Source organism: Nocardia sp. NPDC051832 (assembly GCF_040681285.1).
Lineage (GTDB): Bacteria > Actinomycetota > Actinomycetes > Mycobacteriales > Mycobacteriaceae > Nocardia.
This window is the reverse complement of record NZ_JBFAYL010000002.1, coordinates 1,175,107-1,195,636: the sequence shown is the minus strand read 5'-3', so window position 1 is coordinate 1,195,636 and position 20,530 is coordinate 1,175,107. Positions and strand designations below refer to the sequence as shown.

Below are 20,530 nucleotides of genomic sequence, written 5' to 3'. Positions count from 1 at the left end.
CAACGGACCGTCAGCGGAATCGTCAGCGGCCACATCAATAATGACTCTATTCAGATACTGGAGAATTCGAAAATGTCGCGTCGTGAGTACTGCATGCTTGATCCGGCGCGGCCGCTGCATATCTCCCATACGCCGGGCGGTCCGACTGTTGCCGTTGTGTCGATAAACTTGTCGGACTCGGAATTCCACATGTCCGCCGAAGAGGCGCGCCGTGCCGCCACGTTGCCGATTCCCCGGCGTCGCGCACAGTGGCTGGCAGGCCGGCTCGCCGCCAAGTACGCCGTCCAGGCCTACCAGCAGCAGCACACCGGCCGCCTCGTCGCCACCTGCGACATCGCGGTGCGCACCCTCGACGCCGGCCCTCGCGCGGGCATGCCGGTGGTGGATGCCCCTGTCGGTATCAGCATTTCGCACTCCGGCGACTTGGCCGTCGCGGCGTGCGCCTCGGGGCCGGTCGGTATCGATCTGGAGCGCAACCGCAGGTTCTCGCCATTTCTGGAGGCCGAGCTGGGTACCGCGCAAACCGGTGGAGGCCACACCCGTCTCGACACGATGGGGACGCCACTGCGGTGGGTGTGCCGAGAGGCAGTGCTCAAATACTTCGGCTTCGGCCTACGCGTCGATCCTCGCGAGGTCCGGCTCACCCGATGGTTGGCGAACGGCGCATTTCACTGGGCGCCGGGTCCGCACTTGCACAGCGCGGCCGCCGCCGGCCCGTGGCCGCAGCGCGGCTGGGCGGCCGAGGACCCGGACTATTCCCTGGCACTTGTTTGGTAGAGCGCGGAGAGATGAGTATGACAGTACGGCGTTCCGTTCAGCGGGAAGACCTTTCGTTCAGCACGGCGCTGACAGCAGCCATGGCCACCGCGGCACGAGCCCCGTCCTCGCACAATAGTCAGCCGTGGGGATTGGCGTATGTGGTCAGCGACCTGGCCCGCCGCCGTGCTGCCGCTCTGTGCGGCGACAACCTGTCGCAACCCGACCTCCCAGGCGTGCGAGTCGACATCGACGCCGAATTCTTGCTGCTCGCGGCCGACCGTGCCCGTGAGCTCGCGGCCCTTCCCGCCCATCATGCCGAGATGCAGCTCAGCTGCGGACTGTACTGGCGATTGCTGCAGCGGGCGCTTGCCGCCGAGGGCTGGATCGTGCGCACCGAAGTAGTCTCCGCCGACCTGGGCGTGCTCGGACTGCCCGCGGACTGGCGGCCGCTGCGGCTGGCCCGGCTCGAGCGCGCCGGAACACCAACCGAAACCCGCACGCAGCTGCGGGATCTCGCCGCAGCGCGGCACACCGATCGCGGGCCATACCTGGATAAGCCGATTCCTGTGGGCGTCGCGGACACGCTGGCCAGACGTAGCAGCCAGACTTCCCAGCGCATCGACATCCGATTTCTGACGTCCGAGGACGATCGATCCCGGTTCGTACGCTTCGTCGCCCGCCACGCCGGGCGTGACTTCGCCCATCCCGCGGCATGGCGGGAAACACACTCCTTCATCCGCCGTAGCGAGACCGAGGCCCGCGAGCGCGGCGACGGCTTCAGTCTCGAGCACCTGTTCGGCCCGCTCTCCGCAACGGCAATGCTGCTGCGCCGTATTGCGCTGGCTCCCATCACCATGCGACTGCTGCGTCCGACCGGCTTCCCGCGAATCCTCGCCGCACAGCTCGCAGCCCTCGTCCGGCAGTCCCCCGCGGTGCTGCTGCTGAGCCTGCCGGAAGCAGCGGTCGGTGACGACGAGTTGGTTGCCGCCGGGCAGTTGCTCACCGACTTCTGGCTGCTGGCCACCGACATGGGCCTGGTCCTGCACCCGATCAGCGTCGTCATCCAGCACGACGACCTGCACGCTCGGCTGTGCGCCGAGTTCGGACTTGCGGGACTGGTGTTTTTCGTTGCGCGCCTTGGCTATTCGGCGCACCATTGCCCGCCGTCACCCCGCCGGAGTCCGGCGGCCTCGTTGCGGACGCTGTGACGAGCACACTCCCTACCAGTGAGAGACAACCGATGAGAAATCACCGCTGGGGCGCCTTGATGGCCCGCCACCATCGCCTGGTCATCACGACCTGGATTGCTCTGCTGATCGCGTGCAGCGCAGTCCTGCCGCTGTTGATGGGGCAGCTGAAGGCTCCCAACTACGGTGTGGACCAAGCTGCCTCGACTCGCGCCTCCGAGCTGATCCAGCGCCACTTCGCCGGCCTGGGCAACGAACAGGACGTAATCGTCTTCGAGAGCCTGGACGGCGGGATCGCCGATCCGGGCCGGCGAGCCGTCGTCGACGCCGTGCTGGCGGCGGCACGCGCCGAGACCGGCGTGGTCACCGTGATCGGTCCGTTCGACCCGATCGCGAAGAATCAGGTGTCCGAGGATGGGCGCGCGGCCCTGGCGTTGGTAGCGGTGCAGGGTGACGCCGGCTCGCTGCCTACGCGCGCAGCCGCCTTGCAGCGCGCGGTCGCGGGGGCAGCCGGGGGTGCGGTGACGGCGAACGTGACCGGTTTCTCGCCGATCACCAACGATCTCACGGCGGTGGAAACCGCGGCGACGACCGAGGCCGAATCGATCGGTCTGCCACTCGCACTGGTGATTCTGGTGCTCGCCTTCGGTGCGGTATTGGCAGCCGCGTTGCCGCTGCTGCTCGCCCTAGCCGGACTCACCCTGACCTTCGGTGTGCTGTACCTGCTCAGTTTCGGGCTGACCTTCGACGCGTTCCTGATCACCATCGTCACCATGATCGGCACGGGAATCGGCATCGACTACGCCATGTTCATCGTCAGCCGGTTCCGTGAAGAACTGGCCCGGCGCCAGATCGCCGGCCCCGCCCCGGCCGCCATCGCCGAGGCTACCGGCGTCGCCGTCGCCACCTCCGGTCGCACTGTCGCGTTCTCCGGTGTCGTGGTGGGCATTTCGGTGTGTTCGTTCTTCATCATGGACTCGCCGATCTTCCGGGAGGTCGGCACCGGCGTTCTCGTCTCGGTGATCTGCACTCTGATCGCGGCGCTGACGCTGTTGCCCGCGGTCCTGGCCATCCTCGGCCATCGAGTGAACAAGTGGCAGCTGCCCGTACGCTGGCGTCCCGCTGATGTCCGCACGGATTCAGCTGCGGCACAGGGAGTATGGGCACGGTGGGCGCATCTGGTGCTGCGGCGTCCCGTCCTGTTCGCGACCGCGGCGGGGGCGATCTTGCTGATCGCCACGATCCCGATCGGCAGCCTGCGCTACGGGATCGACCTCGGCACGTCGTCGTTGGGCGACCAGCCCACCGCCAAAGCCCAGCTTGTTCTCGACCGTTCATTCGCCCCGGGCGCGGTATCCCCGATTCAGGTCGTCATCACCGGCCCCAATCACGGTCCGCTCGATGCCGAAGGCCGGCAGCAGGCCCAGCATCTCGCCACCGCCCTGTCCGACGACCACCGCGTCGGTGACATCGAAACTCTGGCCGGCGACAACCGGATTCTGCTCAATGTGGTGCCGAAGGTAGCCATCGACTCCAGCCAAGCGATTGCGCTCGTTCGCCATATCCGCGACGATCTCACCGGCGGCCTGCCCGCCGCCCAGGTCTTGGTCGGGGGTGCGACCGCGGGCTTCGTCGATCTGTCCGACGAGACCACACACAAGCTGCCCTGGGTCCTGCTACTGGTACTCGGCATGTCACTGCTGTTCCTGCTGGCGATCTTCCGCAGCATCGCGCTGCCGGTCAAAGCCGTCTTGATGAATCTGCTCGCGACCGCCGCGGCCATCGGCCTGACCGTCGCGGTCTTCCAATGGGGATACGGCTCGGGTCTACTCGGCTTCACCAGTCCCGGGTTCTTGCAGGTCTATATCCCCATCACGGTGTTCGTGCTGTTGTTCGGACTGTCGATGGATTACGAGGTCTTCCTCATCCGCCGCATTCAGGAAGCCTGGGAGGACGGCCACGACACCGACTCGGCCATCGCGGTCGGGATCGAGCACACCGCACGCCCGATCACGGCCGCGGCGGCGATCATGGTCGCAGTCTTCGGCAGCTTCCTCATCGCCCCGGTTCCGGAGCTGAAACAGTTCGGCTTCGCACTCGCCGTCGCCATCGCCATCGATGCCACCCTGGTGCGGCTCGTGCTGGTACCCGCGCTGCTCAAGCTATTCGGCGAGTGGAATTGGTGGTTGCCCGCGAGCTTGGAGCGGCTGCTACCCCGTCGGCCTCGGAACCTGACCCGGGAGAGTCAGGTGGCCGCGTAGCCGGGATCCAGACGCAGCCCAGCGAACTCATGCACCACCGTCGCCATCGTGTCGAATGCGCTCACCAGGCCTGCGAAGGCCGGTGTGCGCATATCGGCTTCGAAGTCGGTTCGGCTGGTCACCTGGATGATCTCGAAGTATTGCCACGGCTCGCCTGGAACGCAGGCCGAACGCTGCACGCTGAAGGCGCGAACACTGGGCAGCCGCGGGCAGGTGGTGTAATCGATTGTCCGCACCCATGATTCGAATGCGGCCGGATCGACGCCGGGATGAAGCTGTATGAGATGAACGATGACCTGCATGACCGGGCTTCCCCTCTCAGCGCCGCCGGGCAGGCCGGCGTCGGCCCAATCCCAATGCACGCGCCACATTGTTTTTCTGAATCTCGTTGGTACCGGAAAAGATTCGTGAAGGCAGCGCATCACGGAGCAAGGTCTCGGCCACGCCGTCGGCAACACCGAGCCCCCCGCGCACCCCGATGGCGTCCAGACCCAGCTGCACCGCCGCCTCGCTGACCGCGATCTTCGCCAGCGCCGGCCACACCAGCTCGCCGGCGCCGCCCCGGGTCAGGTCCACGGCTGCTTTGAACAACAGCAACCGTGCGCACTCCAAGCGCAGGACCATGTCGACAATCCGATGACTCACCGCCTGGAACTCGCCGATGGGCGCACCGAATTGCTCACGCTCCCCGGCGAATTCGATGGTGCTGTCGAGAACCCGGCGCATGGCACCGAGATAGACGCCGAACAGGCAGGTGCGCTCCCACTTCATCGATTCGGCGAACACCGCAGCCCCCGCCCCCGGGCCGCCCAGCACACCATCCAAGGGCACCCGGACGTCGTCCAGATGCACCTCCCCTGTCGGCGAACCGCGCAAGCCGACCTTGTCATAGGGCGGCCCGGTGTGCAGGCCTGGCGTCCCGGCCTCGATGAGGAAGGTGGTCAGCCCGAAGAATCCGCCACCCGGGGAGGTGACAGCCTGCACGACAAATAGGTCGGCGATGGGCGCGTTCGTAACGAATGCCTTGACGCCGTTGAGGACATAGCCGTCATCGCGCCGCTCAGCGGTGGCGCGCATAGCGAAGATGTCAGAACCCGCTTCGGGTTCGGTGATGGCGTGCGCGGCGATCAATTCCCCGGAACTCAACCGCGGCAGCCAGCGCGACTGTTGCTCTGGTGTACCGAATTCGACGATCGGCATCAGACAGGCGAACAAATGTGCTGCCACCGAGAAACCGAATCCGGTGTCGGCGGTGCCGCACCCGAGGGCTTCCATCAGCGCGACCGCCGACACGGCGTCCAGACCGCTGCCGCCGTGCTCTTCCGGCACGGTCGCGCCGAGCACACCCTGCCTGCCGGCGAGCTGCCAGCGGCGCCGGAAGTCCTGGGGCACAAAGGTTCCGGTGCCGCCGAGGTCGCGTCGCGCGAAGGCGGTCAACGCCGCGCACATCGCCTCGGTATCCGCAGAGAGATCGAAATCCATCGGACTCAGTCCTGCCTGTCTTCTTCGAGTAGAAGGTGATAGTTGATGCCGCCGGTGCCGAAGGAGCTCACACCCGCCCTGCGGGGGATGCCTGGTTCCGCCGGCCATGGCGCTGCTGCCCGGGGCAGCACTGCGGGGATCTCCTGCAACGGCAGCTCCGGATTGATCGTGTTCAGATAGGCGTTGTACGGAAAAACGCCCCCGCGCATGGCTTGCAGCGCGTGCAGCAATCCGGCGCCGCCCGCGGCGGCGAAGGTGTGCCCGATCAAGGCTTTCACCGAACCGATCACCAGCGGGCGCGCCCGCTGGGCTGCGGCGTAAACACCTGCCGCAGCCGCGATTTCGACCCGGTCTCCCACTCGGGTTCCAGTGCCGTGCGCCTCGAGATAGTCCACTGCGGCAGGCTCGTAGTCCACCTGGGCGAAAGCTGCCCGCATGGCCCTGATCTGGCCGTCGACATCGGGGGCGATCAGCGATTTCGCGTCGTTGGCGGCGCCGACACCGCGGATCAGACCGAAGATCTCGTCACCGTCGCGCCGCGCGTCGGAGAGACGTTTGAGCAAGAACAGCGCACAGCCGTCGCCGGGGCTGAACCCGTCGGCTGCGGCGTCGAAGGGGGTGATCCTGGTGTGCGACAGCAGGCCCAGCGCCGAGCAGAGCACCAGATCCCTTGGTGTGCAAGCTAATTCGACGCCTCCGGTGAGCGCGAAATCGACTCGGCCCATCCGCAGTGCGCTGACCGAGAGCTCGATCGCCGCGAGCGCCGACGCACATGCGGACTCGACTGCCATAGGGACGGCCCCGAGCTGAAATTCGCTCGCGATGACCCCTGCGACACCGCTGGCGAGCCAGCCGTCCAGGTCGGCGGGTACGAGCGGGTCTATGTCAGGGGCATAGGCGTGGCGGGCGCGCTCGAGAATGCGGGTCCGGGCGGCGGCGGGCAGTGCGGCAAACGCTTCGCAGTCGGCTGCGGCCGACTCCAGCTCGTGGAACGACCGTTCACCGGCCCGCTGGCGCTCCGTCGCGAGGCACAGCGTGCTGCCGATCGCCACGACACCTCGGCGACCGCCCAACGCGGCCGTCGACCCGTACCTGGCCAGAGTTTCGCCGGCCACCGACAGAGCGATGCGGTGTGCGGGGTCCATTGCCGCGTAGCGGCGCGGCGGGATGCGCAGGGCGGCAGGTGGCCGGTTCGGGATCGGGATGGCGGCGCCGATCTCCGAATAGCTGTGCGTCAGAGTGATTTCGCCGGGCGCGAAGTACAGGTCGCGATCGAGCACGGTGCCCGGCACGGGGCCGATGCCGCCGCGTCCGAACCGGCTGTTGTCCCAGAAGCTCGCCGCGTCCGCGGAGCCGGCGAAGGCTCCGCCGAACCCGACGATCGCGATCGGCTCGGTCCTCGCCGGCGGCCGAGGGCGTACAGCGGTCTCGGTTTTCGGCGCTGTGTGATCTTGCAGCAGGAGGTAACTGAGCATGCCGCCCAAACCGGACCCGGACACCGCCGCATATCGGTGTCCGGATTCCCGTTCGACAGGCCAGCTGCCACTACCGGATCCGGGATCGGGTACACCGGCATCGCCGTCACGCTGAGCTGGAATTGTGCGGTGATGCAGCGCCAGTGCGGCCTTGGCGACACCGGCAAGGCCGGCATTGGCAAAGGTGTGCCCGAGCTCATCGATGGCGCTCCCGAAGGCCACGGAAGCCGGTGCGGCATCGCCGAGTAGCCGACCGATCCCTTTGGCATCAGCCGCACCGACGGCCGCGATCCCTGGTCCCACGTTTTCGACATAGCGCACCGCCGCGGGATCAACCCCACTGACCAGATGGCACTGCTCGGCAAGCAAATAACGCTCCTCGGCTGTCGTCGAGTAGCGGAAGGCGCCACGGTGGGATTCCTGGCGCAGACTGCAGTCGAGGATCGAGGCGTAGACGCGGTCGCCGTCGGCCACAGCTCTCGACTGGCATTTGAGCAGTACCGCACTGACGCCGTCCGACAGAGTGAAGCTTCCATCGGGCCCGGTGGTGAGTCCCTTTGCGGCCAACGCCGCTTCGTTGAGGGGGCCTTCCCGGCGCTGACCCGTCACTACCAGCACCGCGTCGCAGGTGCCTGCCCGCAGGTTGGTGATTGCGGCCTCGAGCGCTACGAACGAGGTCGCGTCGGCGGATTCCAGTGCGATCGTGCGGCCGAGCAGCTGAAAAGTTGTCGCGATCCGCGCCGGGATCGTGCTCGCCATCTCACCCACCCGGTCGTGGCGCGAGACTCCCAGGCGTTGCGCGAGGCGGGAGCGTAATTCCTGGGTCAGTCGATCGGCGGCACGACGGACTCGATCGTCTTGGTCGGTGGCCGCCGCGCGTTCGAGTTCCCGGACGTAGCGGGTACTTTCGATGCGCAACGCGTTCGCGTACTGGCGGTCGAGACCGAAACAGGTGCCCACCACGACGTCGGTGCGGTCGCTGGGCAGCGCACGGTCCGGATATCCGGCGTCGGCCAGGCACTGCCGGGCAGCCTCGAGCATGAGCACCTGCATCCTGCTCATCGAACCGCGCTGCACCGGCGGGATTCTGAATGCGGCGACATCTATCGGCAGGTCGTCCAAACTCGAGGGGGCGGGGGCTGGTTCGTCGGTAGCGAGGAGTCGCCAGAACTGTTCGAGCCCACAAGCCCCCGGATAGAGGGCCGACATCGCGACAATCGCTATGGGCTCGTTGTGCATCGCCGTCTCATTTCTCGACGATTTCGACTACGCCGCGGTCTCCGTCGACCATGATCAGGTCGCCGGTTTTGATCATGGCGGTGGCGTGTTCGGTATTGACGACGGCCGGCAGCCGGAATTCGCGAGCCACGATCGCGGAGTGCGACAGCATCGAACCGATGTCGGTGACGATGCCGCCCGCGAGGGCGAACAGGGGGGTCCACGAGGAGTCGGTATACCGCGTCACCAGGATCTCGCCGGCCTGGAGTTCGTCCGCTTGCCATGCCAGGTCCTGGACAACGCGAGCACGGCCGACGGCGATGCCGGGGCTGGTGGCCAGCCCTTCGAGGCCCCGCCCGTCCTGGATCGGCGCCCCAGCCCGGGACGGCTCCCATTCACCGACGAAACTCATCGGCGGCGCGGGCAGCCGGGCGTAGTTCTGAAAGGTGCGCCGGGTCTCGTCGATCGTTGTGCGGGGAAAGATCTCGTGCGGATCCTCAGTACTCACGAGATAGCGCAGGACATCGGAGAAATCCAGGTACGCGACCTCGTCCAGCGATCGCAATGCCCCTGCCGCGACCAGCCGGGCGCCCACCTCGTAGACCACCTCGCGCACCAGCCACACCGAGGTGATCATCGACATCCGCGCGATCTCGCGCAGCGAGCTGCACTTCTCGTATAGCGAGATCACCGATTTCAGCGTCCGGCGTTTGATCGGCGGCAGCTCGCCGATGGCCGTCGCCGCCTCCTCGGCGCGCGGGTCCGTGGCGGACTCGGTAGCGGCGTCGAAGCAGAACCCGTCCTCGGCATAGCGGCGAATCATCTTGACCACGTAGGAAAGATCGTCGATCCAGCGCGGATGGGTGAGTTCCATTTCCTGCTGCGCCCGCGCGCCGTTCTCCCGCAGGAACGGCTCCATGTGCGTTTTCCAGAACACCCGGCCCACCTGGTCGGCGCGCAGCCGTTCGGCGACGTCGGCGGCCGAACCCGAGGTGATGATCCGCAGGACCCGGGGGCGCTGGCGCACGAGCTGGGCGAGCTCCCACACTTCGCGCGCGGAGGCCACAGTGCGCAGGTTCGACATGTCGGTCTTCAAACGGTTCTGCAACCGCTCCCCCGCCGCACCGAGCCAGGTGCCGCACATCATCTCGAGCGCGCCGTAGAGAGTGAACGCGTTGATGAAGTACGGCATGTAGCCCACATGCATGTCGTGGAAGAACCTGAGGCGGTGCTGCATTTCGGCGTGCAGGCCGCCGCGGTCGAGCCTGGCCAGGTCGAGATCGCGGGCCCGGTCGAACTCGCGTATTCGCGCGCCGACCATCCGGTGCGCTCGTTTGCGCATGTCTCCCAGCTCAGCCATCGTCGCCTTGCCCCAAAAGGCCGTCGACAGGGCGGTGGGGACACCGGAGCGGTAGCTGCCGAAGGGATTCCGGTAGGCGGCTTGGTCGATGTCCTCGCTCGCGAAACGCTCGGTGATGCGCTTCTCGTCCTTGGTGCCGATGCTCTGGCTGAGCAGGTAGCTGGTGTAGGAGATGTTCAGATACACATAGCCTTGGAGATACCCCATCTGCCCGGCGATGTCGCCGGTGTCGCGCACGCCGGTGGCCCGCACACAGTCGCTGTGCACGTTGTACTGGTAGTACTCGGCGAACGAAATGCCCAGGGGCGTCATGACTCCGGTGAAGATCTCACCGATATCCATGCGCGACCACAGGGTGCCCTGCTGCACAGGTTCGGGCTGTGGCTCCCGGTATGGACTGCGGCGCACGGGTTTCGGTGGCTCAACGGTGATAGGGCGGGTCTGCAGCAAATACAGCGCGCCGCTTTGTATCGCCCACTCGATGTCCTGTTCGGCGCCGTACTGTTCGCGCACCCGCATCGCCAGCGCGGCGAGGCCGGTCAGTTGCTCGTGCGACAGGCACGCGACGCCGCGCAGTTCCTCGCGTACTTTGGCCAGCTCCACGATGCCCGGCGCCACCGAGACGGCTTTGGTGACCTTGTATCGGATGTGCTGATCGGTGACACGCGCCCCGGCCGGATCGACGGTGAAGGAGTCCGCGCTCACCCGCCCCGAGACCAGCCCTTCGCCGAGGCCCCACACCGCGTCGACTACACAGCGATCGGTACGCCCGCTGACCGGATCGCGGGTGAACAGCACACCGGCTGCTTCGGCCTGGACCATCTGCTGGATCACCACGGCGATCGAACCGGCTGCAGTTGCGCCACGGTAGGCGGCCGCCCGTTCCGACCACAACGACGCCCAGCAAGCTTTGACCGCTTCGAGAACCCCTGTGGCACTGGAGATGTCCAGGACGGTGTCGTGCTGACCAGCGAAGGATTGGGAGGCCGAATCCTCACGGCAGGCCGAGGATCGAACGGCGACGCGTGGTGCGCCGAGTGCGGCGTAAGCGTCGAGGATGGCGTCGCCGATCTCGGCCGGAATCTCCGCCGCCAGTACCTGGTCTCGGATGGCGTGGGGTGCAACCCGGGCCGTGTGGTCGTCCAGACCGATCTCGCGCCGGAAGCGATCGAACAGGTCAGTGGTGAGGCAGAACGCCGGCGGTACCGGGAGTCCGGTCCGCATCATCTCATCGAGGCGAGCTCCTTTGCCCCCCAGCGATTCTGGGGGCGCGGCTACCGCGCCGCCGAGTACAACGATCAGGTCATGCGCGGTCTGAGGGGATGCGGTCATGACCGGCGCTCCTCGGAGGCGTTGCGCGACAGCGGATTACCGCCGACGAACGAGCAGAATTGCTCACCGGGGATCAGGCGCCGAACCTCGACGTCAACAAAACCCGCGTCCCGCATCTGCTGGACCAGTTCGGCGGCAGCGGGGAGCGGACCGCCGAAGTCGGCGAACTCGAACCACAGGCCGAGCACTTCGGTGCTGAGATTTCCGCCCCGGCACGCATTGGTGAGCAGAAGTCGCCCACCGGGTTTCAGCAGCGACCGTACGCGCTCGAGCAGCTTGGTGCGCTCCTCGACCGCGAAGTAGTAGATGTTGTTGTGCATCGTGACGATGTCGAACGGTTCCGGCGCGACGAACTCACGCACGTCCGCGCAGGTGACCTCGACACGATCCGCCAGGCCCCACAGCGCCAGATTGGCGGCGGCCTCGGCGGCGACCCCGGCCTGATAGTCGATGGCCACAGCGGTCAGCTCGGGATTGAGCGATGCGGCATGGCGCACGTACACGCCACTGCCGCAACCGATTTCCAAAAGCCGCACCGCACCGGTGCGAGGTAGCACCCCTTCGACCGCTTCCTCGAGGAACGGCTGCACGATGCGGCTGGAGCGGGCGATGATCGAGCCATCCTGATCCGACATCGTCAACCGGGCACCGCTGCGCACCATCGCGGGTCCGTTCAGCAGGACCGGGAGATGAAAGCGCACCAGCTCTTCCAGTGCGGCGGCGACCGCGTCGTTGCGCGGCCGAGCCAGCCCTCTGGCCCGCCGGCTCGCGAGCCGGTAGCGGCCATTGGCGAGGGCGAGCTCGCCGAGCTGCACCCCCAAGTCCAGCCACGCACGCAACAGCCGTCGATCGCCGTCGATCCCGACCGCATCAGCGATGGCGTCGACATCGCGCGGACCACCGGAAAGTTCCTGCAGCACACCCTGGTCCAGCGCCGCGGCCAGAAAACTCGCCCGGTACAGCGGAGTAGCGAAGCTTCTGGCCAGCGACAACAGCAACGGCAGGCTGCCGGCCGCATTCGCCTTGGTCAGCGTCGAGAGTTTCATGTTTGCATCCTTCGGCGATCGCCGGCCGAACCCGCTGAACCGGGTCCTCGGGTGTACTGAGCAAGGTCGGCCCGCAGCTCGCGAAGCAAGCTGAAGCGGTGCGGCCCAACAAGATAGAAATGGCCGCCCGGGAAATGGCTGCGGCGCGTCGACCCGGTGGTGTACCGGCGCCACTGGCCGGTCTGCTCCAGACCCGCGAGCAGATCGCCCGCGGCGGTGAACACGGTCAGCGGACAATCCAGCGGCGAGCAGGGTTGCGGACGGTAGGTCTCGCAGGCCCGCAGGTCCGCGCGCAAGGTCGGAAGCCGGCGGTCGAATTGTGCTCTCGCGCCGGAGCCGAGGAGTCCGCCCAGCCTGCGTACCCAGGTCAGAAGGTCGTCATCGGACAGTTCCGCACCGAGCGAGGTCCCATAGAGGTGAGGAGCCCGGCTTCCGGAGACGAAAAGATGGGCGGGGGCAGGCGCGTCGAGTTCGCGCAGGACACATGCCACCTCGTAGGCCAACAGGGCGCCCATGCTGTGCCCGAAAAGCGCGTAACGATCTTCCAGGAACCCTCGGCCGATCAACGCTGTAGCGACCTCACGCGCCAGCGCTCGGATCTCGGTCGAGGCAGGCTCCCACAGACGAAGTCCGCGGCCTGGCAACAACACCGGAACGATCTGCACCTCCGGGCCGAGATGGTCCGGCCAGTCCCGGAAGACCGACGGTGCGCCACCCGCGTGGGCGAAGCACACCAGCCGGACAGGCGCCGGGCGAGCGTCGACGCCGGAAAACCACAGATCGCCCGGGTCTGGCGCCGGCCGTTGGGCATGGAGCTCTTTCGGCACCGTCGGCATGGTCGCGCTCACCCGGCGAGGTGCCGATAGTCGATCTTGCCGTTGGCGTTTCGCGGCAAGGCGTCGACGCGGATCGCCTTGCGCGGCACCATGTACCGCGGCAGGTATTCCGCGCAATGACGTTTCAGGTCGAGCAGCGTCGGCTCTGGTGCGCCAGAGCGGGTCGTGTAAAAGGCCGCCAGCCCCGCGGTCGAGCCTTCCCCGGTGACGATCACCGCCGCTTCATCGATCGAGGAGTGCCGAACGATCACCGATTCGACCTCGCCGAGTTCGGTGCGGTACCCAGACAGTTTCACCATCCGGTCCTTGCGGCCGCGATAGATGATGCGACCGTCCACGCAGCTCACCAGGTCACCCGTCGGGTGGCGGCGCTGCCGATGCTGCTCAGCCATCGGTTCCCCATCCCGCCGCCAGTAGCCAGAGGTGACGCAGTCGCCTTCGACGACCAATTCACCGAATGCGTCGGGCCCGTCGATCGGCAGCCCGTCCTCATCGAGGACCAGCAGTTTGGCGCCGCCGACCGGAAGCCCGAGCGGCAACGGCTCCTCGCGGCCGAGATCTTGCGCTGTCACCTGGTGGTATGTGCACACGTTGGTCTCGGTGGGGCCATAGAGGTTGTAGAGCTGAGTCCGCTCATGCAGTTGCGCCGCGAGCTCGAGCAGCCGTGGTTTGGGGTATACCTCGCCCGCGAAGAGCACATAACGCAAGCTACGGACGATGTCAGGAGCCAAGGCACCGCAGGCGGTGAGCAGAGTCAGGATCGACGGCACCGAATACCACACGGTGACCCGGTGTTTCCGAATGCCGTCGGCCAGCGCCGCCGGATCGCGGGCCTGCTCGTCCTCCACGATCCACATCGCCGCGCCGACGGAGAGCGCGACGAACAGATCGAAGGTGCTGAGGTCGAAGTTGAAGGAGGCGTGGTTGGCGAAGACATCCGCCTCACCCACATTCAGTTCGGTACAGGCCCAGTCGATGAACGCGCCGAGGTTGCGATGGGAGATCTGCACGCCTTTCGGCGTTCCGGTCGATCCGGAGGTGTACAAGATCGCGGCCAGGCTGGACGGCGTCACCGGCGCACGGGCCGCTTCGCCCGGGCCTGCGTCGACGATGAACTCGGACCAAGTCACCGTTGGGACCTTCGCGCAAGCGCCGGCGATTCGCCCGACTACCACCACGGCACGCACAGACGACGGCAACGCCAAGTCCGCAAGTTGGGGTAGATGCCGCTCGTCGGTGACAAGCAGGATCGGATCGGTGTCCGCGACGATCGCCGCCAGCCGGCTCGCGGGGTGCGCACCGTCGACGGCCACGTACGCACAACCGCGATGCAGCGCACCCAGCATCGCCTGGACATACTCCGGGCACTTGTCCATCCAGATGACCACCCGATCACCCAGCACCGCACCAGATTTCGCCAGCCGGTGCGCCACCGCGTGCACCGTGGTGGCGAGCTCTCCGTAGGTGACCGTGGTCCGCCCGAGCAGCGCAGGGCGAGCCGCATGCTGGTCGGAGGTGATGTCCGGCAGGCCGATGACTCGGTCGCTCACTGTAGTACCCCGGTTTCCCGGCCCGCGTCGATGAAGATCTGAGCGGCAAGCGCCAAGTCCTCAGGTGTGTGCTCGGAGGTGACGCTGACCCGCAACCGGGCTTCACCGAGCGGTACGCCGGGGAAAACCACTGTCTGACAGAACAATCCACGCGCCCGCACTGCGCGGCCCATCTCCATGGCCTTACGCTCGTCGCCGACGACGATCGGCAGGATCGCGCTTCGAGAGTGTTCGAGGTCGAATCCCGCGGTGTCGAGGTAGCCGCTCAGAATGCGAATGTTGTTCCACAGCATCGCGATGCGCTCCGGTTCGGTTTCCATCACGTCGATAGCGGCGATCAGTCCCGCTGCGACACCAGCCGGAATGGTCGCCGCGAACACATACGAGTTCGAATAGAAGCGCAGGTAATCGATCACGTCCTCGTCACCGACAACGAAGCCACCCATGCCCGCCAGGGTCTTGCTCATCGTGCCCAGTTCCAGGTCGACCTCCCCCTTCAAGCTGAAGTGCTCGGCAGTGCCGGTACCGGTGACGCCGAGGACGCCGGTGGCGTGGGCGTCGTCGACCAGTACTCGCGCTCCGTACCGCTGGGCCAGCTCGACGATCTGCGGAAGGTCGCAGATGTCGCCGTGCATGCTGAACACACCATCGGTGGCGATCAGCATTCCCCGGGTCTGCTCAGCGCAACGATCCAGGACGGTTTCGAGGTGTGCCATGTCGTTGTGGCGGTAGATCCGGCGTAGCCCGCCCGACAGTTTCCAGCCGTCGACGATGCTCATGTGGTTGAGCTTGTCCACGATGACCGCGTCGTTCGGCCCTACCAGCGCGGAGATCGCGCCCAGGTTCGCGGCGTAGCCGCCGGGGTACACGATGGCGGCCTCGCGTCCCTTGAAGGCGGCGAGCCTTCGCTCCAGCTCCTTGTGCAGATGGTTGGTTCCCCCGATGATGCGACACCCGGTGTTGGTGGCCCCGAATTCCCGGGTGGCGGCGCAGATCGCGTCGATGACCCGCGGATGGTTGGCCAGACCGAGATAGTTGTTCGAACCGAACATCAGGAATTCGCGAGTGCGACCGGAGATTTCGTCGTAGATCCGGGCCCGATTGGTGCACCGGGACCGCAGCGGCATGCCGTACCAGTACAGATGCTCGGCTTCGCGGTCACGCCGATGGGCTGCGAACTCCGATGCTTTCGCGAACAAGTCTGGTTTGTCGCTGACCAAGAAGTCACGCATCGAGCGGCCGTCCCAGGCAGTATCGCCCGCGGGTCCGATCGGATCCAGCTCGCCGATCGAGAGTTCCACCACTGGCTCGGCGGCCGGATCCGATTCGGCTGGCAACAGGTCGACGGCCTGACCGCGGTCGTGCGCTTCGAGTTCCTGGATCAGCGCATCCAAAGTTGTCACCGAGATATCCGAGGTCAGATTTGCGGGCAGGCCCAATTGCTTGGCCGCGTCCCCGATGATCGCGATGAGCACAACAGAGTCGATACCCAGCTCGCCCTCGAGATCGGCCGTTGGATCGAGTTGGTCCCGCCGGTAGTGCGTGTGCCGCATAGCCATCGACATGACCACCTCGGATACCGAATCCGCCGGCGTTGTCGTCTCAGTCATCGAATGTGCCCTACTTTCCACGAAAACGGTCGATCAAGTCCGCGATCACCGCAATCGACCGAAAATTGTCTGGCCTGACTTCTTGCAGCGGAATAGAAATCCCGAACTCTTCCTGAATCGCATGCACCAGATCGAATACTTCGGCAGAAGAGATGATATTCAGCTCCATGAGCGGAGTGTCCGCGGACAGCCCCTCACTATTTCCGTCCAACCACGAATCGGCGATACACTCCAGCAGGAAACCTTGGGCTGTCACAGCTACTCCAATATCGCAGTCAGCGGCTACGGACGTCTCATCAACAACCCGACCTTTACCGAACGCGCTGACGTTCCCACTGACGACCAGCTGACCAGCTATGCGGTGCCGGCGAGCCACAAGCCGGCGCCTCAATCATGGTGAGCGATAACCAAGGTTGCCTCTGCGTGATAGTTGTGACTCGTCATTAAAATCTGTCTCGTCAGGGGAAATTTCGAGGACGAGAGAGGTTCACCAATGGCGCTCAGCCTGTCCTGGGACGCACCCACCCCCGCCAGACGGGACGACGTGCGGCACACCGGCGCCGTCCACATCGACCTACTCGGATCCGTTTCCCTCGTCACTGCCGAGGGCCGAACCGAATTGCGGGCCGACAAGATCCGAGCAATGCTGTCGGTACTCGCGCTCAGGGCCGGCAACACCGTCTACTACAGCGAGATCGCCGAAGAACTATGGCCTGGCGAGCTACTCAAGAACCCGAGAAACGCGATTCAGGCGCAGGCCACGCGCATTAGAAAGACGATTCAGAAATGCGTGACCGGGAACCGGGAACCGGTGGCGCTGCGAGCAGTGCAGAACGGCTACCTACTCGACATTCCACGCGCTGCTGTGGATGCCAATCGATTCCTCGATCACGCCACACGCGGATTCGGCGAGTTGCCCGTCGATCCCGAACGTGCGCTGCGGTCGCTCCAGCAGGGGTTACGCCTGTGGCGCGGGCCGGCACTACTGAACACCCACTACGGCGAAGAGTGCCGCTCCGCGGCTGCGTTCCTCGAGGAGCAACGCCTCCTGGCCTGGGAAGATCTAGCCAGCGCGCACCTGCTGCTCGGCAATCATCGCCAAGCCACCATCGAGCTACAGCGACTCCTCGCCGCCCACCCGTCGCGCGAGCATCTGTGTGAACTGCTGATGCTGGCGCTCTACCGCACCGGCCGCCAGTCCGAGGCCCTGCATTTATTCCATCGGGTTAGACAGCGCCTGGACGCCGAGCTCGGAGTCCAGCCCGGCCGCGCGCTATTGCGCCTGTACGAAAGCATCCTCGCGCAAGACAGTGTGCTCGACTCCGATGCTGCGGTGCTGACGCGCGCGGAAGCCAACCTGCGCCCGACGCCGAAAACCAGGCTGACAGCCTGACTCCTCCGTGCCGCATCGGGCTGAAACGCATTTGTGGTCAGCCCGATGCGCCCTCTACCTACGCCGCGCGGCGACGGCGACGCCGCACTGGGAAGCCGGGATCCAGCTCTCCATGAACGACCTCGCCGCCGCATACAACTCGGATCAGCCCTTGAGCGGTACGCAGAAGGTGTTCTCAGCCGAGCCCACCGGGATCGGGATACATACTTCCACCGAGCCGGAGCTCGATCCCGAGCCGGAGCCCGAGCCGGCGGCGGCTGACCCGGCGCTCAATGCGACAGCGGACAGCGCGAACGCGGCGACGGCGAGCGGGCGGATAATTCTTGAGTTCATACGATCATCCTCGTTTGTGCTGAGCGATATGCCCCGGACTCGGGGCCGCCCAATCAGAACACAGTCCACACGACATATTCTCGCCGCCAGCAAAAGTTCAGGTTTTCGTATTATGAGACCGCGGTTTCATCGTGGAAGTGCACAACTGTTACATGGCGATGCACGAACATTGTTTCAATCCATTGTGGATTCGTCACCGAGGCGACCGAATCGGATCAGCCATAAGCGCGATCGACCACAGCGAAGAGCTCGTGGATGATGCCGGAACAAGCGACTTGCGTGGACCCCGTCTTAGGTTTGTCGTAGACGCCGAGCGCCGATGTCACGCTTTCGGCCACCGCCGCGTGGACGGCTTCAATTGGTATACCGTTCTGTGCGCAGCGGATCGCGGCGTGCTCGAACCAGTCGAACGCGAGAAGTCCAGAGGCTTCGGCAGCCTCGACGACCACAAGGGCACGTTCGAGACCAGTTCTGACTATTCGGTCTGCTTCCGCAGACCGAAAACTTCTACTTTCGGCCGATGTCGCGCGCGCCGATAGGCGTTCGTCGTCCGGACCCATAATCATGATGCTCCCTCCGCAGGATGTCAGGCGTCGACGGTACGTGCTGATCGCCGCAGCCTCGCGCGGACCGGATCATTTCCGCGATCCATCCAACTTGCGCAATTCAGATTTGTGACGACTCCTACGCAGCCGCAGCACGCTCGCAATGTGATCTGTCACAGCATTCACCTCCAACCCAGACGAAAAACACCTAAAACCACCGATGCTCGGCCGGAACAGCTACTGCCGCGTTAGCGTGAATCGCTTCGCCATGCTGCGGGGATGGAAAGGAGTAACAATGACCATCGCCAGTTCAGCCCCTACGGACTTGACCTTCTCAGGCCAGCCTGTCACATCGCCTTTGAAAGATGTGCGCACCCTTTCACGAAAAATGGTCGGCCACTTCATCGAGAACGTCGCACCGTGCCGGACACTGCCCGGTGAGGCGCTCAACGGGGACGTCACCGCCATCACTCGGACCTGCCTCGAGCTCGCGCTGAAGATGCTGAACGGCGGCCTCGACGGCCCCGAGAGCACCCACAAACTACAGGCCGCCGCCGAGGCTTGGGCTCGCGAAGGCATCCCGATCGATACCATCCAGCACGCGGTACACGAAGGCTTCAAACTCGGTTTCGACCTGGTCCTCGCTGACGCGACCGCCGCGGACTTCGAGAGTCTCAAGGCCGGCAGCCGACGCATTCTCGAAATCCTCGACACGATCACTACCACCGTTTCGCGCGCGTACGTGCGGGAACTGCGAGCCGTGGTGAGCGATCACCACACCGCGGCACACACGCTCACCTCAGCGCTGCTCGGCGGGAACTCCACCTCCACGATGGCGCGCGAATGCGGGATCGAGATCGCTGACGCCTATTGGGTTCTCGCCCTGGCGATCCCAGCACACCCCGACGAGAGCAACATCCGCTTGGACGCCAAAGTCGTTGCCCGGCGCAAACTCCGGCGCACGCAGGCAGAGCTCGCCAAGAAGTGCGCCGGCAAGGCGCTCTCGCTACTCAGCGTCGACGGAGGCACAATCCTACTGCCAACCACACTGCTACCAGATGGCGATCTAGACGCACTGATCGACGCATTGTCGGCCGCCGCGCAGGTCCCCATCACCGCGACAGTCATCACCGCCCCGACCGCAAGGATCCCGACTGTCGCCGACCAGGCACACGAACTCCTCGACATGGTGCAGTGGCTGCAGTACACAGGCGGCCTGTATCGCCTGAATCAACTCGCCGTAGAGTTCCAGCTCACCCGTCCCGGCCCGGGTCTCGAATGGCTTCGCACGATATTGACCCCACTCGACGAACACCCCGAACTCCTCGAGACACTCCAACGACACTTCAGTCTCAACCTCAGCCGCAGACGCACCGCCGACGCACTTCATGTTCACACCAACACCGTCGACTACCGACTCAAGAGAATCGGCCACCTGACCGGTTTCGATCCATGCAAGTTGTCCGACATCTTGCACCTGCGAGCAGCCCTGATCGCCCGCAGCTATCCGCCACGCGGTAACGAGACGACCAACCGGATCTGATCGCCTATTGCCTGGACGGGGCATTAGGGGTCTTCGTCAGACTGCCGACCGAATGTGCTTAGACAACTTTCGCCTGCCTTGGCGAGTCGCGAATGGTCCGGACGGATAGAGAACTTTCACGCGTGAATCGGCATGTCCCGCAATCTGTTGCAGCTGATGCAGCGGCACTCCGGCGCCAGCGAACCAGTCAGCCCGGTATGGCGCAGCGTGTGACACACCAAATACTCATAGCCGAGCCTGGTGTCCACTTCGTCCCAGTGGGTCGCCTTTCGAAGTCCGCCGGTGCTGATCCGGCCGGCCCGAGGAACAGCTGGCCCCATTCGATCGCCCATGAGCCGGGACAACTCTGTACGGCTTGCCGCGCCGAATGGCAACGAGACGCATACGCCGACCCGATTTCATTGTCGGCGAACATATGTGTGCAGGTAGCTCGCGATGGCCCGCACATTGCACCGTCACCGTGTGTCGATCGCCCCGCCCGCGACACCCGCTGCTACATTTTGCGCTGGAGTCAGGACGCGCACGCTCCTCGCCTTGTCACTCACCCACGCCGGTCCGGTGACGCATCCTCGGCCAAGGTCCCTCGCGGGCCCGCGCGCT

At 65.5% G+C, this 20,530-nt stretch carries 16 protein-coding genes; 5 read left to right on the top strand and 11 right to left on the bottom strand.

Features of this window, described 5'->3' with window-relative positions:
* Positions 1-72: 72 nt before the first annotated feature.
* From AB0M14_RS15445 to AB0M14_RS15435, 3 genes are read left to right on the top strand one after another with little or no spacing between them, the layout of a single operon-like run.
* Positions 73-777 carry a hypothetical protein gene (locus tag AB0M14_RS15445; protein ID WP_364994479.1) on the top strand — a complete coding sequence of 235 codons (705 nt, stop codon included), beginning with the start codon at positions 73-75 and terminating at the stop codon, positions 775-777.
* Between the two features lie 17 nt (positions 778-794).
* On the top strand, positions 795-1,967 hold the full coding sequence (locus tag AB0M14_RS15440; RefSeq protein ID WP_364994476.1) for a hypothetical protein: 1,173 nt from the start codon (positions 795-797) through the stop codon (positions 1,965-1,967).
* A 32-nt stretch (positions 1,968-1,999) separates the two neighbouring features.
* Positions 2,000-4,207: an MMPL family transporter gene (locus tag AB0M14_RS15435; RefSeq protein ID WP_364994474.1), complete on the top strand. Its 2,208-nt coding sequence runs from the start codon at positions 2,000-2,002 to the stop codon at positions 4,205-4,207.
* Here the strand turns inward: AB0M14_RS15435 and AB0M14_RS15430 are convergent.
* From AB0M14_RS15430 to AB0M14_RS15390, 9 genes are read right to left on the bottom strand one after another with little or no spacing between them, the layout of a single operon-like run.
* Complete coding sequence (locus AB0M14_RS15430) at positions 4,192-4,509, bottom strand: hypothetical protein (RefSeq protein ID WP_364994471.1); 318 nt, start codon at positions 4,507-4,509, stop codon at positions 4,192-4,194. The two genes, AB0M14_RS15435 and AB0M14_RS15430, sit on opposite strands and share 16 nt — an antisense overlap.
* Positions 4,510-4,525: 16 nt before the next feature.
* Positions 4,526-5,689, bottom strand: a complete 1,164-nt coding sequence (redW, locus tag AB0M14_RS15425; RefSeq protein ID WP_364994469.1) for an L-prolyl-[peptidyl-carrier protein] dehydrogenase — start codon at positions 5,687-5,689, stop codon at positions 4,526-4,528.
* A gap of 5 nt (positions 5,690-5,694) precedes the next feature.
* Positions 5,695-8,403: a polyketide synthase gene (locus AB0M14_RS15420; RefSeq protein WP_364994466.1), complete on the bottom strand. Its 2,709-nt coding sequence runs from the start codon at positions 8,401-8,403 to the stop codon at positions 5,695-5,697.
* A gap of 7 nt (positions 8,404-8,410) precedes the next feature.
* Positions 8,411-11,074, bottom strand: coding sequence for a PEP/pyruvate-binding domain-containing protein (locus AB0M14_RS15415; RefSeq protein ID WP_364994463.1), 2,664 nt, complete (start codon positions 11,072-11,074; stop codon positions 8,411-8,413).
* On the bottom strand, positions 11,071-12,120 hold the full coding sequence (locus AB0M14_RS15410) for a class I SAM-dependent methyltransferase (RefSeq protein ID WP_364994460.1): 1,050 nt from the start codon (positions 12,118-12,120) through the stop codon (positions 11,071-11,073). The genes AB0M14_RS15415 and AB0M14_RS15410 overlap by 4 nt, the downstream gene beginning before the upstream one ends.
* Positions 12,117-12,947 carry a thioesterase domain-containing protein gene (locus AB0M14_RS15405; RefSeq protein WP_364994457.1) on the bottom strand — a complete coding sequence of 277 codons (831 nt, stop codon included), beginning with the start codon at positions 12,945-12,947 and terminating at the stop codon, positions 12,117-12,119. The genes AB0M14_RS15410 and AB0M14_RS15405 overlap by 4 nt, the downstream gene beginning before the upstream one ends.
* Before the next feature lie 17 nt (positions 12,948-12,964).
* The gene (locus tag AB0M14_RS15400; RefSeq protein WP_364994455.1) at positions 12,965-14,506 is read right to left on the bottom strand and encodes an amino acid adenylation domain-containing protein; all 1,542 of its coding nucleotides are present in this window, start codon (positions 14,504-14,506) and stop codon (positions 12,965-12,967) included.
* Complete coding sequence (locus AB0M14_RS15395; protein WP_364994452.1) at positions 14,503-16,116, bottom strand: aminotransferase class I/II-fold pyridoxal phosphate-dependent enzyme; 1,614 nt, start codon at positions 16,114-16,116, stop codon at positions 14,503-14,505. Before AB0M14_RS15395 ends, AB0M14_RS15400 begins: the two co-directional genes overlap by 4 nt.
* Positions 16,117-16,126: 10 nt before the next feature.
* Complete coding sequence (locus AB0M14_RS15390) at positions 16,127-16,372, bottom strand: acyl carrier protein (RefSeq protein ID WP_364994449.1); 246 nt, start codon at positions 16,370-16,372, stop codon at positions 16,127-16,129.
* Positions 16,373-16,759: 387 nt separating this feature from the next.
* On the opposite strand from AB0M14_RS15390, the gene AB0M14_RS15385 reads away from it, so the two are divergent.
* Entirely contained in the window at positions 16,760-17,509 is a 750-nt protein-coding gene (locus tag AB0M14_RS15385; protein ID WP_364994448.1) for an AfsR/SARP family transcriptional regulator, read from the top strand.
* A gap of 144 nt (positions 17,510-17,653) precedes the next feature.
* Here AB0M14_RS15385 and AB0M14_RS15380 read toward each other — a convergent pair whose 3' ends face one another.
* Entirely contained in the window at positions 17,654-17,842 is a 189-nt protein-coding gene (locus AB0M14_RS15380; protein ID WP_364994446.1) for a hypothetical protein, read from the bottom strand.
* Between the two features lie 215 nt (positions 17,843-18,057).
* The gene (locus tag AB0M14_RS15375) at positions 18,058-18,291 is read right to left on the bottom strand and encodes a hypothetical protein (RefSeq protein WP_364994443.1); all 234 of its coding nucleotides are present in this window, start codon (positions 18,289-18,291) and stop codon (positions 18,058-18,060) included.
* Positions 18,292-18,682: 391 nt separating this feature from the next.
* On the opposite strand from AB0M14_RS15375, the gene AB0M14_RS15370 reads away from it, so the two are divergent.
* Positions 18,683-19,930: a helix-turn-helix domain-containing protein gene (locus tag AB0M14_RS15370; RefSeq protein WP_364994441.1), complete on the top strand. Its 1,248-nt coding sequence runs from the start codon at positions 18,683-18,685 to the stop codon at positions 19,928-19,930.
* The last annotated feature ends 600 nt before the right edge of the window (positions 19,931-20,530 follow it).